Annotated in this window: 9 protein-coding genes and 1 pseudogene; 2 read left to right on the top strand and 8 right to left on the bottom strand. The window is 40.1% G+C overall.

The features are described 5' to 3' along the window. Window positions 1-129: 129 nt before the first annotated feature. Both EKM65_RS08905 and EKM65_RS08900 read left to right on the top strand, forming a co-directional pair. The gene (locus tag EKM65_RS08905; protein ID WP_449823231.1) at window positions 130-2,061 is read left to right on the top strand and encodes a class III lanthionine synthetase LanKC N-terminal domain-containing protein; all 1,932 of its coding nucleotides are present in this window, start codon (window positions 130-132) and stop codon (window positions 2,059-2,061) included. After that, window positions 2,046-3,635, top strand: a pseudogene (locus tag EKM65_RS08900) (ATP-binding cassette domain-containing protein). Before EKM65_RS08905 ends, EKM65_RS08900 begins: the two are co-directional and overlap by 16 nt. Window positions 3,636-3,902: 267 nt before the next feature. Here EKM65_RS08900 and alaS read toward each other — a convergent pair. The 8 genes from alaS to EKM65_RS08860 form a co-directional block, all read right to left on the bottom strand. Further along, the gene (alaS, locus tag EKM65_RS08895; protein ID WP_125607636.1) at window positions 3,903-6,542 is read right to left on the bottom strand and encodes an alanine--tRNA ligase; all 2,640 of its coding nucleotides are present in this window, start codon (window positions 6,540-6,542) and stop codon (window positions 3,903-3,905) included. 1,165 nt (window positions 6,543-7,707) lie between these two features. Further along, window positions 7,708-8,559, bottom strand: coding sequence for a hypothetical protein (locus EKM65_RS08890; RefSeq protein ID WP_125607634.1), 852 nt, complete (start codon window positions 8,557-8,559; stop codon window positions 7,708-7,710). Beyond that, window positions 8,556-9,899, bottom strand: a complete 1,344-nt coding sequence (locus EKM65_RS08885; protein WP_125607632.1) for a DEAD/DEAH box helicase — start codon at window positions 9,897-9,899, stop codon at window positions 8,556-8,558. The genes EKM65_RS08890 and EKM65_RS08885 overlap by 4 nt, the downstream gene beginning before the upstream one ends. A 20-nt stretch (window positions 9,900-9,919) precedes the next feature. Then, window positions 9,920-10,885 (bottom strand): DHH family phosphoesterase, encoded by a 966-nt coding sequence (locus tag EKM65_RS08880; RefSeq protein ID WP_125607630.1) that lies wholly within the window; start codon window positions 10,883-10,885, stop codon window positions 9,920-9,922. Between the two features lie 2 nt (window positions 10,886-10,887). Beyond that, entirely contained in the window at window positions 10,888-12,213 is a 1,326-nt protein-coding gene (locus tag EKM65_RS08875; protein WP_164506885.1) for a DRTGG domain-containing protein, read from the bottom strand. 907 nt (window positions 12,214-13,120) lie between these two features. Next, complete coding sequence (tuf, locus tag EKM65_RS08870; protein WP_125607626.1) at window positions 13,121-14,311, bottom strand: elongation factor Tu; 1,191 nt, start codon at window positions 14,309-14,311, stop codon at window positions 13,121-13,123. A 226-nt stretch (window positions 14,312-14,537) separates the two neighbouring features. After that, window positions 14,538-15,473: a hypothetical protein gene (locus tag EKM65_RS08865; RefSeq protein ID WP_125607623.1), complete on the bottom strand. Its 936-nt coding sequence runs from the start codon at window positions 15,471-15,473 to the stop codon at window positions 14,538-14,540. A gap of 215 nt (window positions 15,474-15,688) precedes the next feature. Continuing rightward, complete coding sequence (locus tag EKM65_RS08860) at window positions 15,689-17,368, bottom strand: ribonuclease J (RefSeq protein ID WP_125607621.1); 1,680 nt, start codon at window positions 17,366-17,368, stop codon at window positions 15,689-15,691. Window positions 17,369-17,392: the final 24 nt, after the last annotated feature.

Below are 17,392 nucleotides of genomic sequence, written 5' to 3'. Positions count from 1 at the left end.
TTAATGGTGGTATTCTTATGTTGGGTCATGGAGTTGTCCTTTCTTGAGTTTAGTCACTTTAAGTGTAGGTCTCCATGACCTATTTGTATACTTTTGGTATAGTTATTTGGTGTTGCACTTGAATTGTAAATCCGGGAATTTATTAAATCTGAAAATGATCTAACATTTTTATTATCAAAAGTAGTTGATCGTGCAAGTTCCGGAAAATTTGTCACAATTTATCCACAAGATGAGAATCAATTTATCGCAACAATTAGATCATTATATACACAATTAAAGAATGAGAATGGTCCATATATTCTGTCAGACTGCAGATATTTAGACAGCAGAGTGATGTACTATCGTTATGGTTCAATAACGCGTACCGATGGATTGATATCTGGTCCAAATGGAAAAGTGTTAGCCGATAATCGACTCCCATTCTATCAGGTACCAAATTTTATACATGATATTCTTCCAGAAAATAAAACAACTAACGTAAAATCAAAGCTGCTTGAAACTTACTTAAATGTTTCTGCCCGACGCTTTTCTAATTATGGTGGGACTTATAAGGCTATAAACAAATTAAATTATCCAGTGATCATTAAAGAAGCAAGGGCATTCACTGGTATTGATACTCTAAACACAGCTATTAACTGCAGAAAACGTGAGGCAAACTTTTTACAAGTGCTAAATGAAACAAAAGTAGTACCTATACTCATTGATTCTTTTGTTGATTGGGAAAACTTTTATCTAGTCGAAGATTATATTGATGGTATGACATTAAAAAAGTTCATCAGTATTCATAACATTGCGTTCATTCAGAAACAGAATAACTCTAACATTGCACACGAATATAAAATCATCGTCAAAGAGATTAAATTATTATTGCAGTGCGTTCAAAAAATCCATGACAAGAATATAAGAATAAATGATATAAACACGTCTAACTTCATCATAACGCCCACGAGGGTTGTTTGTATTGATCTTGAAGATGCAAACTATTTTAATGAACATTGGCTAGGCCAAGCAGAAACAAAAGCAGGATTAACGACCAATTCCAATTATATTTATCTGAGTGAGCTTGGTAAAGAAAGTCAAAAACTTGGTTATATCATAATGGATATGATTTCAAGTGCAAACTACATGTTAACTCAAGATGATAGTGGACAAACTTCAATCAATCTATTCAAGGAATTTTGCAGACAATATCATTTACCAAAAGACCTTTTTCTCGTTGTGAGCAGCCTGATTGATGGTACTGAGTCTTCACTAGATTTACTGGCAAACAGAATACCTGAAACATACTCTTCATATAATTGGAAAAATCATAGCAAGATTAACTTATCATTTCCTATACGTTCGGAAGATGAATTCAATTACCACATTGATGATCCAATCACCGCAGCACTTTTACGCTTAGAAAATCCTAAAAAGAATATTATTAATCATTCACTAGATTTATTTGTTCGACTAGCAAAAAACAAAAACTTCATAAATCTCAATACTCAAATAGAACAAACTTGTAAACAAGAGTCACAGTCTCAAACTAAAATTTCATATTCAATCATTTCATTATATCTTTACAAGATAACGAGAATAAACGGATTTTTAAAAGCCGCTAATATTTATGCACAAAACATATGCCAGGATAACCTTTATGAGTCACTAAATGAATGCTTAGTCTTAATTGACGGTAAAACTGCCTCTCCATATGTTGACTTTACAGCCGGATTGTTACGAATACTTTTAATATTAAACGACTTTGGAATACAAATTATCAGCAAAACACAATTCAAAAAAATGATTAACAGCATAGATAAAAATTTTCCCAAGAATTGGTTCTACAAAAACGGTCTTCTTGGATTAATCGATTCTTTCATAATTTTCAAAGAAAATAATGTTTCAAAAATAACCATCTGTGAACTAGAAGAGAAACTTCGAGTTCTGAAAATCTTTATCAATTCACATTCAAGTAACTTATTAGATAACAAGACACAACAAGGCGAAGAAATAAGATTGGTCATAGATCATTTCAATTCCTTAAAAAACAAAGAGGTTAACTCATGTCAAAATTATTAAAAAAACATCCCTATTTGTTACTCATTAATGTCGCGTGGTTGATTATTAATGCGGCACTATCAACACTCACATCTGTGCTATTAACATTTTCAACAAATGCAATTTTTTCAAAGAACATGAGACAATTGCTCTTTTGGATCGTCATCAATTTAAGCATTTGGGCTATTTTATTAATCAGTGATTATTTCCAAACCGTTTTTCTAGAAAAATTCATTCAAAAGATAATGGTTGATATTCGCATGACAATTTCTGCACAGATTACTCAAAAATCATACTCAAATTTCCACAAAACAACGACTGGCGAATACCTGTCAGAATACATCAATGATGCAGGTAACATCGAAGCAAATTCGCTTAGGAAATTATTTTCGTTAATCTCACATGGTGTGCTCATTATCTTCGCAACAGTTGCCTTAACCATTTATCATTGGCTCTTCTTACCGGTTATTATTATCCTGTCACTCCTCATGATGCTGCTACCAAATAGGCTGGCGCGCCCAATGTCGCAAGCAACCAAAGATCTTTCTGACGGCAATGCTAAACTCTCTAACCATTTGACAAATTATTTAAACGGTTTCGATGTGTTTTTTAATTTTAATCGATTACCAATCTACCGAAGATTAGTTACGCAGGCCGCACAAAATTATGCTCGGATTAAAGTTGATTACACCAAAACCAACGCCCGAACAACTAATACCATCGGTGGTTTAAGTATTTTCTGTCAGGTTATGGTTGATATTGTGACCAGTATTTTAGCCATTACTGCTAGAATTCCCTTGGGTGCAATTAGCTCAACTGGTAATATTGCCGCCACTATTTTTAATTCACTCTCAAGCTTTAGTAATGAATTTGTCCAAATAAAAGCAACAAAGCCGCTTTTCGAAAAAATCCAGCCTGATGTTTTAGCAGATGATCAGGTTAACGGCAATATTGAGGCAACTTTTAATCATTCACTTACAATTAAGAATCTGAATTATACAATTGACGGGAATAACATCTTCAATCATTTCAACCTAAAACTCAACAAAGGCGGTAAATACGCGCTCGTCGGCAAAAGCGGTGTGGGCAAGAGTACCTTACTCAAAATTCTAAGTGGTCAGATTACAGACTACACCGGACAAGTCTTGATTGACGACATTGAACTCAAACAGTTAAATCAAAATAAATTAGTGAGCTTACTGTAATATGTTGATCAAAATGTTTATTTATTTAACGACACAATTGCGAATAATATTTCTTTGTGGGATCAGAAGCTGTCACCAACAAACCTTCAGAGTTCGCTCGACAAGGCAAAAATCGATTTCACAACGACGAATACCCAAGTTATTGCCGAAAATGGTCAAAACCTTTCCGGCGGTCAAAAGCAACGCCTAGCATTGGCAAGATTCTTCTACCGGCCAAAACCGATTGCCTTAATTGACGAAGGACTATCGGCTCTTGACGCCGCAACTGCAATCGAAATAGATGATGCATTACTCGCAGACAAAGATTTGACACTTTTAGAAGTGAGTCACCATTTAAGCAACGAAATGAAAGCAAAGTATGATGAGATTATCTCGCTTGATCAAGAATAGTGTATGGAGAACAACGGGTTGCCAATATAACTTTAATTGGCTAAACATTATTAAGAACAGTAGTCCAAAAAAATCCCCGTCAGAATTTGTGGTAATTTACAAATCTTGACGGGGATTTTCTGTTTTTATTTCTAAGGTGCTTCTATTTTATTGAAACGTGCTACGAAGCAACTGCTGGTAAGTAATTTAAGTGAAAATCTTGCTGCGTTAACACGCATCAATCTTTCCACTTAAATTAATACCAGCAACCCATTGCTTCTCCGCACTCTATTCTGTTAAATATTTCTTGGCTTGTGCTAAGGCGGCTGGTAATTTATCTGCTAATTTACCGCCTGCTTGGGCCATATCGGGGCGGCCGCCGCCACCGCCGCCAATTACTGGGGCGATGTTTTTGATGAGGTCTCCGGCCTTAGCACCGCGTTTAACAGCATCTGGTGTGGTTGCTACTAATAAATTAGCTTTGCCATTTTGTGCGGTTCCTAAAATCAAGATATCGCCAGCTGGTTTATCGCGCCAATGATCAGCTAATTGTCGCAATTCGTTCATGGATACATTCGGCACAATAGCACTCGTTAATTGCCAAGCGTCAACTGTTTCCGTTTGCAATGCATCATTAGCCTGAGCTTGGGCCGCCTTTGCTTTAAGATTCTGTAAGTCGCGTTGCGTATCTTTCAATTCTTGTTGTAAGTGCTCAGCCTTATTAGGTAATTCTTTTAACTGGGTCACTTTCAACTCAGCTGCTAAATCATGTAGCATCTTATCTTCGTTGTTCAAATATTCAAAGGCTTCTTGAGCGGTCACTGCTTCAATCCGGCGAATTCCGGCAGCAGTGCCTGATTCTGACGTAATTTTAAACAACCCGATTTCTGCCGTGTTCTTAACATGCGTCCCACCGCAAAGTTCCATTGAATAATCACCGGCTTGAACAACACGAACGCGATCACCATATTTTTCGCTAAATAAGGCAATAGCACCTAGCTTCTTGGCCTCTTCAAGGGGCATTTCTGTGGTTATAACCGGAATTTCTGCCCAGATCTTCTCGTTGACAATCTTTTCAACTTGATCTAATTGTTCGCGCGTTACTTGACCAACATTGTTGAAATCAAAGCGTAAATAAGTTGGTTCGACTAGTGAGCCGGCTTGGTGAGTATGTTCGCCTAAAACATCGCGTAAGGCTTGATCCAACAAATGTGTTGCCGTGTGATTACGACGGACTTTTTTGCGGAAGGTTTCATTAACTTGAAGTTGATAAGTTGCACCAACCGTTAATGTTTGACTAACTTCAACGGTATGAATATTTTGCCCATTAGGTGCATGTTGGACATCTTTAACAACCGCTACCTGTTCGCCGGCCTGGTTCAAAATCACACCTTGATCAGCAACTTGGCCGCCCATTTCTGCATAAAATGGTGTCCGGTCAAAAATCAACCCAGCAGTCCCCTTAGCAACAGTTTGAACTTCTTGATCAGCAGCAATCGCCACAACTAATTTGGCGTCATCTATCATTAGATGATCGTAACCATCAAACTGACTTTCAACTTTGATATCCATCAAAGTTTCATCTTGTGAGCCCATTGATTGACGATTACCACGAGCAGCCCGCGCGCGATCTTTTTGTTCTTTCATCGCTTCATCAAATTCTGCTTGGTTAACCGTCAACCCTTCGTCAGCAGCGTATTCAACTGTTAACTCGATTGGGAATCCGTAAGTATCAAACAGCTTGAAGGCGTCACGGCCACCAATGACGGTTGCACCGGCAGCTTTTTGCTTCGCAATCAAATCATTTAATAAGGCTAATCCATCAGTTAATGTTTCACTAAAACGTTCTTCTTCAGACTTAATAATTTTAGCAATGAACGTCTTTTGAGCGGTTACTTCTGGATAATAGCTATCCATAATTTCACCAACAACTGGAACTAGTTGATACAAGAATGATTGATTGATGCCCAACCGACGGCCGTTCAAAACAGCCCGCCGAATTAACCGCCGCAATACATAACCACGGCCTTCATTTGAAGGCAAGGCACCATCACCAATTGCAAAACTAACCGCTCGTGCGTGATCGGCAATGATCTTAAAGGCGACATCGATTTTCTTATCTTGACCGTATTTGAATTGACCACTAATTGCTTCCGTTTGATGAATTAACGGTAAAAACAAATCAGTCTCAAAGTTAGTTGGTGCATTTTGAATGATTGAAACCACTCGTTCCAAACCCATACCCGTATCAATGTTTTTATGAGGTTGTTCAACGTAACGTCCATCTGGTAAATGATTAAATTCAGAGAAGACAATATTCCAGATTTCTAGATAGCGTTCATTCTCACCACCGGGATAATTCTCCGGATCATCGTCAGCAACGCTGTTAAACTCTTGCCCACGGTCATAGAAAATTTCTGAATCTGGACCACTAGGACCCTCGCCAATGTCCCAGAAGTTATCTTCAACTTTAATAATATGATCCTCTGGCAAGCCAACCACTTCATGCCAAATCCGATAAGCTTCAGTATCTTTAGGATAAACTGTCACAAATAATCGTTCTGGAGCCATCTCCAACCATTCAGGTGACGTTAATAATTCCCACGCCCAAGGAATTGCATCCTCCTTGAAATAATCCCCGACAGAAAAGTTGCCCAACATTTCAAAGAAAGTATGATGGCGGGCAGTTTTGCCGACGTTCTCAATATCGTTGGTGCGGATACTCTTTTGGGCATTCGTAATCCGCGGATTCTTAGGAACAACCGTGCCATCGAAATACTTCTTCAACGTGGCAACGCCAGAATTAATCCAAAGCAGCGTTGGGTCATCCTTGGGAATTAATGACGCACTCGGCTCGACATCGTGGCCCTTTGATTTAAAAAAGTCGAGAAACATTTGCCGAAATTCAGCACTTGATAATTTTTTCATGTAATCTTCTCCTCGCAAATAATCTTTAATAGTGGTTCTTCGCGCTTGTGCAAACGTTGCGGATGAAATTTGGTGCGTTGTCGTGGCGGCGAAGAAATACGTATCGCTGGAACGTGGTGGGCATCGCTTGAAGCCAATCAAAGATTGTCTTCAAGACGAACCTTCTTGTAACAGCTAAAGCTGCAACAAGAATTTCACCACTGAGCGGTATTTCTTCGCCGCCACTAATCTGACAATAGGACAACCTTTGCGTGAGCACTGAGTTGACAAAGTGGTTAAATTACCACCAATTTTTTAGAAGCACAAATTTGCGGTTAAGCCACACTAACGCTCTTCCGTCAGTGCTGGAAGAAAATTGCGGTCAGCCGCGATATTGTTGTTAGTGGTTTACCACTTACAACAAAGCTCGTATTTAAGACAATCTCTGATCGTCTTAAATCGATGCTCGCAGCGTTCCACCAGCATATTTTCTGGAGGCACGAAGAATCACAACACAACAGTTCTAGTTTTCGCACAACCACTCTTGAACAGAAACCCGCGCAGAAAATAAAAAACACCGCTGCAATTTCAAGGACGCTTATGCGCGGTACCACCTTGATTGCAACGATGCGATTCGTTAACCACTTAATTAATTTATTCAAATAATCGATGGAGAGCATTGCTTCGTGACGTTGAGGACCTCACACCAACCAATCCCTCTCTGAACAACGCGCCTAACAACATATTCCAAGTCAAAAGTTATTATAGTGAACATTTCCGCTAAAGTCAATCCATGCTACCAGCAATACGTTGCTTTGCGCACTGTAATTTGAAACGTGCTCAAGACAACTGATGGTAAGTAATTTAAGCGTGAATCTTGCTGCGTTGACACACATCAATCTTCCCGTTTAAATTAATACCATCAACCCGTTGCTTCTCCGCACTTTGATTTGAAACGCGCTCAAGACAACTGGCGACAGTGATTTTAAGTGTGAATCTCCTTGCGTTGGCACGCAATGATCTTCCCATTTAAATTCATATCGCCAACCCGTTGGCTTTCGCACTCTATCTGAAACGTGCTACGAAGCAACTGCTGGTAAGTAATTTAAGTGAAAATCTTGCTGCGTTAACACGCATCAATCTTTCCACTTAAATTAATACCAGCAACCCGTTGCTTCTCCGCACTCTAATCTAGTTGAACATTAATCACTGGGCGATAAACAAAGTTCGGCGTTAAATTTGTGGGTAAGTTTATGTCATAATCAGTATTAATCGATTTTAAAACTGCGGTGGTTGAACTGGTATCAATTTGAAAGGGATTAGCTTTCACAATGCCCGGATCATTTAATAGTTCTTGATTCTTTGTCGTTGTAAAGGCGGCGCCATAGCCAGATTGATAATAATCTGGTGTTTGCCAATCTTGATTGATTGGTAATTCAAACGGTGTTAAATCGCCGGTCGTGCTATATTCCCATTGATTCTTAGTTGCCAAGTTACAACCTACAGAACGCAACTGTCGTCGTAATGCTACATATGACCAATCTTTTTGAACATACAACGACAGATGTTCTGCTCTCGTTTCTTGGAAGACTAACCGACTAGTTGCTTCTGTTTGACTAGCTTTAACGAAAGGATCTAATGAGTTGCGCCGCCGATATAAAAACGCGTCAATCTCACTGGCAAATGGTTTCAATAAAGCTTGATCACCATTAACTTCGCCATTGACGACGTTCAGTTCGCCAATAAGTAATAAATTGGCTGCTGTGGCCGTTCGCGCAATCATAAACGGACTGATTGCTTTCACCCCGTCAGCAAACTGCCCTGCTAAATTTCCCGGGACAAAAATAAAGGTCTGATAATTCAAATCAGCTTGGCAACTAACGATCGTTGTTTGACCAAACTGCATTTTAAGCGGACGAATATTAGTTACCGGCCATAGAGGGCGAACGAAATAACGAATAATTTGTTGAAAAATATCTAGCCGCCGCTGATTAGAAAGCTCTTGCCATTGGGGTAAATAAATTTCTTGTTCATTCATCGCTTATGTGACCGTCGTGTTGCTCGTAACTCTTGCCGATTTTCAATCTTCCGTTTTGCACGCCGATCCTCAGACAAGGCTTTTTTAATTTTATTACGGTAACCAGGTTTGTGTTTACGTTGTTGTTTCTTAACCATACCGACCATTTTAGGATCAAGCTTATCTTTGGTCGCTTGGCGCTTAGTCCGCCGCCGCCGATCGTATGAGTCGACAATTTGTCCGTTTACTAAAGCCTTGGGTGTGAATTTAATTCCTAACGCTTCAATTTCGTTGACTTGTTGCTCATCATCAGGGCCGTACAATGTGATTGCGGTTCCGTCGAGGCCATTACGACCCGTCCGACCAACACGATGAATGAAGTATTCGAGGTCCTTAGGAATTTCATAGTTAATCACTAATGATGCGCCGGGAATGTCAATGCCACGAGCAGCGAGATCAGTTGCGACCACGTATTGATATTCCAAATTTTCAACTTGCTTCATCACGCGTTTACGTTCACGTGGTTGTAACCCCCCGTGAATCTTAGCAACTTTGAAACCTTTAGCCTTCAACTTCGCGGTTAATTCATCAACCGTCTGTTTGGTATTTGCAAAAACCAACGCCAAATATGGTTGCCCCACCGTTAATAATTGCGCGACTAAATCTGCTTTATTTTTGCCTCTAGTGGCAAATAACCAGTTTTGCACATTAGGATTAATAACAGATTTTGGTGCTAACTTAACTTGCTCAGGTGAATTCAAGTATTTACGCAAGAATGGTTGCAATTTATCAGGAATGGTCGCCGAGAAGACGGCTGTCTGCAATTGTTCCGGCATTTTGCTGGCAATGGCATCCACATCTTTCAAGAAGCCCATGTCTAACGTCATGTCAGCTTCATCGATCACCAAGAACCGCACCTGATCAACTCGCAACGCCGAACTAGAAATTAAATCTAAAATTCGGCCAGGCGTCCCAATCACGATATCTGGTTGTTGATGCGCCAACTTTTCGATTTGACGTTCCTTGTCACTACCACCAACATACAAGTGGATGCGGAAGGTCTCCTCACTAGCTTCGAGTAATTGCTTCGCCAATTCATAAGTTTGCGTAGCCAATTCCCGACTAGGTGATGTAATCACCAATTGTGGTAAATCTTGATTAACCTTTAATTGACTGAAAAACGGCAACAGAAAAGCATGGGTTTTACCACTACCCGTTTGCGATTGAACAATGGCGTCGCCACCGTTCATCAAAATGGGAATAACTTGTTCTTGAACAGGGGTTGGTTTTTTAAAATGAATTTTCGTTAAACCAGCCACTAATGATGCTTTTAAATTAAATGATGCAAATGTTGTTTCCATAAAGTTCCTTTCGTTGACGGTTATTGGCCCATTGAGTACGCTGCGCCGGCCGTCTTCATCTCACTGACGATTTGATTAATTTCTGTTTGATCAACAGCTTTGCCACCACTTGCAAGTGGATGACCACCACCATGATGGGCTTTAGCAATGCCATTAATAATTGGTCCCTTAGAACGGAAGTGCACCCGGTAAGTGCCATCTTCCTTTTCAACATAAATACTCCATAATAAGACTTCGCGCAAGCGTCCTGGTGTTGAAACCACTGAATTAACTTGGTCGTCAGCCACACCCAGCTTCTGCAACATGTCTAGCGTAATCATAATATGGGCAGCGCCGTCACCATCGAATTGCAACTGATCGTAGACAACTGATTGTAATTTTGCTTGGTTCAAGGAAATCTCATTCAGATTTTGACTAACTTCACTATGATCAAAGCCAAAGCCGACCAATTGAGCAGCCACATTAAAAGTATGCTGCGTGGTAGCGTTGTATAAGAAACGACCAGTATCCCCAATAATACCCGCATATAAAACTCGCGCCGCCTCTGTATCTAGTTTCAATTGGCCCTCACTGGCATTGATCAAGTCAACAATCATTTCTGAACAACTAGAAGCGTCTGTATTAACGTAATACAAGTCACCATAGGCATCATCATTGGGATGATGATCAATTTTGATTAAATAATTACCTTTATCAAAACGCGCATCACTGATCCGTGGTGTATCAGCTGTATCCGTCACGATCACTAAGGCATCATCATAGAAATCATCAGGTACTTCTTCAGGTTGATTAATCCAAGTTAGATCACCAACAGAACTGCCAACTAGACGAACTTGTTTATTAGGAAAACTATTTTTAATTGCTTCCGCTAAACCAGCTTGTGACCCTAAAGCATCAGGATCTGGGTTAGCATGACGGTGAATCACAATTTTATTACTCGTCACAATTTTTGCAACAATCTCTGAAAATGATGTATTTGTCTCCATAACTATATCTCCTCAATAATTTGGCAAGTCACCAATGCCTTGGCTACCAAAGTGTGATCTGACAACATATCGACATCAAAAGTTGTCAAGCGGCGATTTTCATTCACTACATTTAAGCGAATTTCTAAATCGTGATCAATCTGTACTAACCGGAAATAACTCAAGTCAATTTGATCAACCATGCTCGCTTTTTGCTGATAAATTCGTAATGAGCGTGTTGTTGCTAAGGTGATTAATTCTGCCAGAACACCAATCGACAGTGCGCCAATTTCATTCGCCATTTGTGGGGTAATGTGTACGCCCCAGTCTGGAAAAATAGCGTCGGTTTCCGGCTGTTCGTGTTCAATGGTATACATTGATTCGCTAACCTGATACTGTAGCGTCCAAGTCCGTTCGTGGGATAAAGGTTGATTGAGCGCTTGAACATTCGTCCGATTAACCACCCCGACTAAATCAAAGTTACGATTAACAACCGGCAATAAATCAATCGAGTTAGACGTCAATAAATGAATTGCATTTGCTAATGACGTGTGGCGAGTCACGGTAATCGGATTCTTAACCATGACTTTGTCTAACAACGTTCCTTCAGAAAAACCTTTAATATCTTGCAAGGTCACCACACCAACAAGGCGGCCCTTATCTGTAACGACTGCAAAGCGCGTGTTATTGGTACCCTGCCGTAATGCTTGATAATCCGAAACTTTTTGTGTTTGGCGCAACACTTGAATTTGATCAACTGGTGCATAAACATCAGCTACCGTCATAATATCCTGCTTGATGTTTTTGTTAGAAATCTCACGGTTAATCAAACTTGCAACTGTAAACGTATCATAATTTGTGCTAATCAAAGGCAACGCTGCCTGATCGGCTAAATCAATGTTCTCTTTAGTTGCGTCAAAACCACCAGTAATCAAAACGGCGGCACCATGTGTTAAGGCAATTTTTTGAGCTTCGTCACGATTACCAACAATCACTAACGACATCGGTAAAATATAAGGAATCATTGCCTTTTCAGTCATGGCACCAATGACAAACTTGTTCAACTCTTTATCAAGTCCATTGGCACCGCCAAGTACGCGTCCATCAATGACATCTAATACATCGGCAAAAGATAGTTCATCAATCTTTTTCGGCCGATCCTTCTCAATCCGGACCGTGCCGACCCGTTCAATTGTCGCCACTAGCCCATTCATTTCTGCAGATTTAATTGCCCGGTAAGCTGTGCCTTCGCTGACTTTTAAATCTCGCGCAATCGCCCGCACAGAAACTTTACGCCCAATTGGCAAATTTTCTAAATAATGAATGATTTCTTCATGCTTCGTCGCCAAAAAAATCACCAACTTTCCTAAACAAGTTGTCATCCATGGGATTAAAATAGCAAACCAGAATGCGTTCAATAATGTAACAACAGTTCATAAACTGTACTACAATACCAGTTTAAGTATATCTGTTTACGCGGTTAAAAACAATTAAGAATATTACTGCTAGCAGGTGTTTGCCAACGAATACATCGCAATGATTATCATAAAATTATCTGGCAAGTACTCCTAAAGTTGTTGATAGAACGTGGTAGGCGTCGTTAAGTTAGTGCATTAAAAACTAGAACTGTCATGTTGTGGTTCTCCGTGCCTGCGCAAAGGTTGCATACAGAGTATTGCGAGTACCGTGAGGAAAAATAAATACTTTCGCTGGAACGTGGTGGACACTGCTTGAAGCCAATTTTTACAAAATTGTCTCCAAGACAGGCCTTGTTGTAACAGCTAAAGCTGCAACAACAATCTCACCACTGAGCGGTATTTATTTTCCCTCACTAAGCAGACAAGCTGGCAACCTTTGCGCAAGCGCTGAATCAACGAGTGGTTGAATTGCCTTCTAATTTTTAGAAGCACAAATTTGCAATTAAACTGCACTAACGCTCTTTCGTCAGTGCCGGAGGAAAATCGCGGTCAGCCGCGGCATTCTTGTTAGTGGTTTACCACTTACAAGAAAGTTTGTATTTGAGACAAATTGGGCTTTGATTTGGCTCAAATCAATACTCGCAGCGTTCCACCAGCGCATTTCCCGCAGGCACGAAGAAGCGCGACATAACGATTTTAGTTCTTAGAAGGGTCTACACGTTTCTCACAACTAGAAAGCTACACCGTTATTTTTGCCACAACAATCTATTAAATTTCCGTCGATAAAAAAAGACTAGAACATAAATGTTCTAGTCTCTTAATTATCTAGATTAATAAATTAGTCTAAGATTTCAGTTACCTGACCGGCACCAACAGTACGTCCACCTTCGCGGACAGTAAACTTAGTACCCTTTTCAATAGCAACTGGAGCAATCAAATCAACTTCGAAAGTGACGTGGTCGCCAGGCATTACCATTTCAGTACCTTCTGGTAATTCGATGACACCAGTAACGTCAGTCGTATGGAAATAGAATTGAGGACGATAGTTTGAGAAGAATGGTGTATGACGGCCACCTTCATCTTTAGACAAGATATAAACTTCGCCTTTGAACTTGTTATGAGTTTGGATTGAACCTGGCTTAGCAAGAACTTGGCCACGTTCTACTTGATCACGGTTAACACCACGAAGAAGGACACCAACGTTATCGCCGGCTTCACCTAAATCAAGTGTCTTACGGAACATTTCCAAACCAGTAACAGTTGACTTCAAAACTTCTGGCTTCAAGCCGATGATTTCAACTTCGTCACCAATCTTAACAGTACCACGGTCAATACGACCAGAAGCAACTGTACCACGACCAGTAATTGTGAAGACGTCTTCGACAGGCATCAAGAATGGCTTCTCAGTGTCACGTACTGGAGTTGGGATATATTCGTCAATAGTATCCATCAATTCCATGATAACCTTTTCTTGTTCTGGGTCGCCTTGAAGAGCCTTCAATGCTGAACCACGGATAACAGGAATATCGTCACCAGGGTAATCGTATTCAGATAATAATTCACGAACTTCCATTTCAACTAAGTCGATTAATTCTTCGTCATCAACTAAGTCAATCTTGTTTAAGAAGACAACAAGATAGTCAACACCGACCTGGCGAGCCAACAAGATATGCTCACGAGTTTGTGGCATAGGGCCATCAGTTGCGGCAACAACTAAGATAGCACCATCCATTTGAGCGGCGCCAGTGATCATGTTCTTGACGTAATCAGCATGTCCTGGGGCATCGATATGTGCGTAATGACGCTTCTCAGTTTCGTATTCAACGTGGGCAGTGTTGATTGTGATACCACGTTCTTTTTCTTCTGGAGCTGCATCGATATCAGCGTAATCTTCTGCTTTAGCGAGACCCTTTGCTGCCAATACTTTTGTAATTGCGGCCGTCAATGTAGTCTTACCATGATCGACGTGGCCGATTGTCCCAATGTTTACATGGGGCTTAGTTCTTTCGTAATGCTCTTTTTCTGCCATTATAAAATGAACCTCCTGTAATATTCACAAGTAAAAATCAGCCCGACAATGTGTAGCTGAAAATCCTTTATGTTTAATTATACTACTTCCCAACCAGAAAACCAACGTTTATCCTTAGAGAAATATCCTTTTATGATTATACGGAGAGTTAGCGAAATTGTAAACACCTTTAGTCCAAGAATTCAAAAAATGTTGAGAAATTTCTAGAATAACCTACGCAAAATCATTAAGAATTTAAATTATTGAGCAATTTCAATTCTTGTTGCTGCCAATAAGTCAGTTGGGCGATCTCAGCCGCATCAGCCCCGGTTGGAATCTGCCCAGTAATTAAAAACTGCCGCCAAATATCGTGTGGTTGTAATTCTTCTTCACAAAAAGGATAAGTTAGTAAAATATAGGTCAATAAATTACTCAAAGAAAATTGTTGTGCGACTTCATCTTGCCGTTGTTCAACTTGATATTGCGCTAATTCTGCTGAAAATTCGGCCAACGCTGGTGTCTCTTGCATCGCTGTTAAGTCGCTAGAATTTATAGTACGCAGCGCGCCACGCCAATTCAACGTTAACGCATAATCAGCTGATAACATGCTAATCTCATTAATTAATTTAACGCGCACTTCTGGATTTAAGGTTGGGCTCATTAGCGTCGGGCGAGCCGCTTGAACGAAAGCAACCGGTGGTAATAATTGCAATTGTGCTAAAACCACGGCCACATTTTGACCAGTGGTTGTTGTCGCGGCTTGTAATAAATTAGCGGTCAGTTGGGCCAATTTGGTTGGTGCAACCTGAACTGTCGCTAGTTTTTGTTGCAAGTCAGTCCATACTTTTTCTTCAGCCGTCGAGAATTGAGCATGCTGCCGTGACAACCGCTGGCGGCTTTGGTCAAATACTAAATAATCCTGAACCGCAAATAATTTTTGCCAATAAGCAATTAATTCACCATTGGTCAAGAACGTCTGCTCAAAATCCGCCAACAATTGCCGTGCTTCACTAAAATCTTGCTGCCGCTGCAAAAAGTCAAAATAAGTTTGCACCAACTTAAAAGGCTGGGCCAATTCCAAAGCACGTTGAAAATATTTTTTAGCTTGCGCGACGTTTTTTTGCTGTTCCGCCTCTTTTGCTAAACCAACTAAGTTAGCAATCGATTCCGGATATTGACTCACTACTACACCCCCAACGATAAAAAAATAAAGGAAGCGGAATAAAAATCCCAGTTCCTTATATTCGTGCTATTTATGTTGTTGCAGAACAAAAATTCAGGTCCAAATACCTTAATGACGCCGCCTCTGTTCGACCAAAAGGCTGGTCAATAGAACAACTAGGTTAACCATTGAACTCAAGTTAACTTTTGCCCCCACTTCACTTATTTCTAAATTTCTTAACGATGGCGATTTTGGTTAACTTCCATGATCACTGGTAAAATCACCGGATGACGTTTGGTTTGCTCGAACAAATATTTACTCAAGTCTTCGCGAACATCTTGTTTCAAATCGTTCCAGTCAAATTCTTTGTTAGCCAAATTGTTCTCAATCGCTTTAACCACGATGTCAGAGCTTTCTGCCATTAAGTTGCGATTTGCTTTAACATACACAAAACCTCGTGACGTTAATTTAGGCTTAGCTACAATTTTCTTCTTGCGCCGATCGATTGTAACGACTGCGATGAAGATACCATCATCGGCTAATAAACGCCGATCACGAAGCACAATATTGCCAATGTCGCCAACACCACTACCGTCAATCATCGTGTCACCGGCGTTAACAGCAGCACCTAAATGAAACTCGCCTTTATTAAACTTAACAACATCGCCCATCTTAGTCAAAAAGATATGAGCGGCTGGCATGCCAGTTTCTTCGGCAATATGCGCATGAGCATCAAGTAAACGATACTCGCCTTGAATTGGCATTAAATAGTCTGGATGCAATAAGTTCAACATTAATTGCAAGTTAGATTTGTTAGCGTGACCTGATGAATGTAAGTCATCACTAATCGCTTTGACTGTACCACCTGCACGATAAACCATATCACGCATCTTAGCGACATTAGTTTCCATAGCATGAGAAGGTGTGGTGGTAATGAAGACCAAATCGCCCTCTTTGATGTGTAATAAACGATGCCGATTAGTCGCCATTTTGCTTAATGATTTAATTGGTTCGCCCATTTTACCAGTCTCTAGAACAACTGTCTTTTCTGGTGGTAGTTCTCGTAATTCCTTGGTTGTGGCCAAAAGATTGGGAGCAGGTAAGGTTAAGTAATTCAACTTCATTGCTGTCTTAACAATCTTTTCTAAATCCCGACCAGTTAAAACAACCCGGCGGTCCGTTTGCGCGGCTGCATTTAAGATTTGTTGGATGCGAACAATATTGCTGGCGACAGACGCCACGATAATGCGACCTTCGTGATATTTAAATGTTTCCAGAATATAACTAGAAATATCGCGCTCACTACTGGTTTCGTATGGTGATTCCGCATTAGAAGAATCACTAAGCAGGACCATCACATGATCGCGACCAATATCGGCTAAACGACCAAAATCTGTTTGATATTCAGGTGTTGCCACTTGATCAAACTTAAAGTCACCTGTATAAACAACATGACCGGCACTTGTTTTTAAATCAACGCCTAATGAACCAGGAATTGAATGGGTCGTTTTGAAAAATGACACCGTCGCATTTTTGAAATCAATTGCTGTTTTTTCATCGATCACGTGAAAATCATCAAAATGCCGTAACTTCTTCTCATTAGCAACCGTAATTTTAGCTAAAGCAATCGTTAATTCGGAGCCAAAGACTGGCACCTGATTTTCAGCTAAGAAATAAGGTAATGCACCGATTGCATCGGCGTGACCGTGAGTTAAGAAGATACCGACAATCTTATCAATATTCTCTTTTAAATAAGTGAAGTCAGGAATAACAACGTCAATTCCTAACAATTCGTTTTCTGGATACATTAAACCGCAATCAAGAATATAAATTTCATCTTCAATTTCAACGGCATACATATTTTTCCCATTTTCGCGAACGCCGCCCAATGGGATAATCTTCAAATTTTGTAACATATTTACTCCTTGTATATTTTTCAG

Origin of the sequence: Lapidilactobacillus bayanensis (genome assembly GCF_003946695.1) — a bacterium.
In the GTDB taxonomy this organism is placed as follows: domain Bacteria; phylum Bacillota; class Bacilli; order Lactobacillales; family Lactobacillaceae; genus Lapidilactobacillus; species Lapidilactobacillus bayanensis.
Note: the sequence above shows the minus strand (reverse complement) of the source record. Positions and strands in the feature narration are given on the sequence as shown.

What these genes read in the sequence shown, in the direction of transcription:
- alaS (WP_125607636.1), bottom strand. Translation starts at nt 6,542, where the DNA reads ATGAAAAAATTATCAAGTGCTGAATTTCGGCAAATGTTTCTCGACTTT.
- EKM65_RS08890 (WP_125607634.1), bottom strand. Translation starts at nt 8,559, where the DNA reads ATGAATGAACAAGAAATTTATTTACCCCAATGGCAAGAGCTTTCTAAT.
- EKM65_RS08885 (WP_125607632.1), bottom strand. Translation starts at nt 9,899, where the DNA reads ATGGAAACAACATTTGCATCATTTAATTTAAAAGCATCATTAGTGGCT.
- EKM65_RS08880 (WP_125607630.1), bottom strand. Translation starts at nt 10,885, where the DNA reads ATGGAGACAAATACATCATTTTCAGAGATTGTTGCAAAAATTGTGACG.
- tuf (WP_125607626.1), bottom strand. Translation starts at nt 14,311, where the DNA reads ATGGCAGAAAAAGAGCATTACGAAAGAACTAAGCCCCATGTAAACATT.
- EKM65_RS08860 (WP_125607621.1), bottom strand. Translation starts at nt 17,368, where the DNA reads ATGTTACAAAATTTGAAGATTATCCCATTGGGCGGCGTTCGCGAAAAT.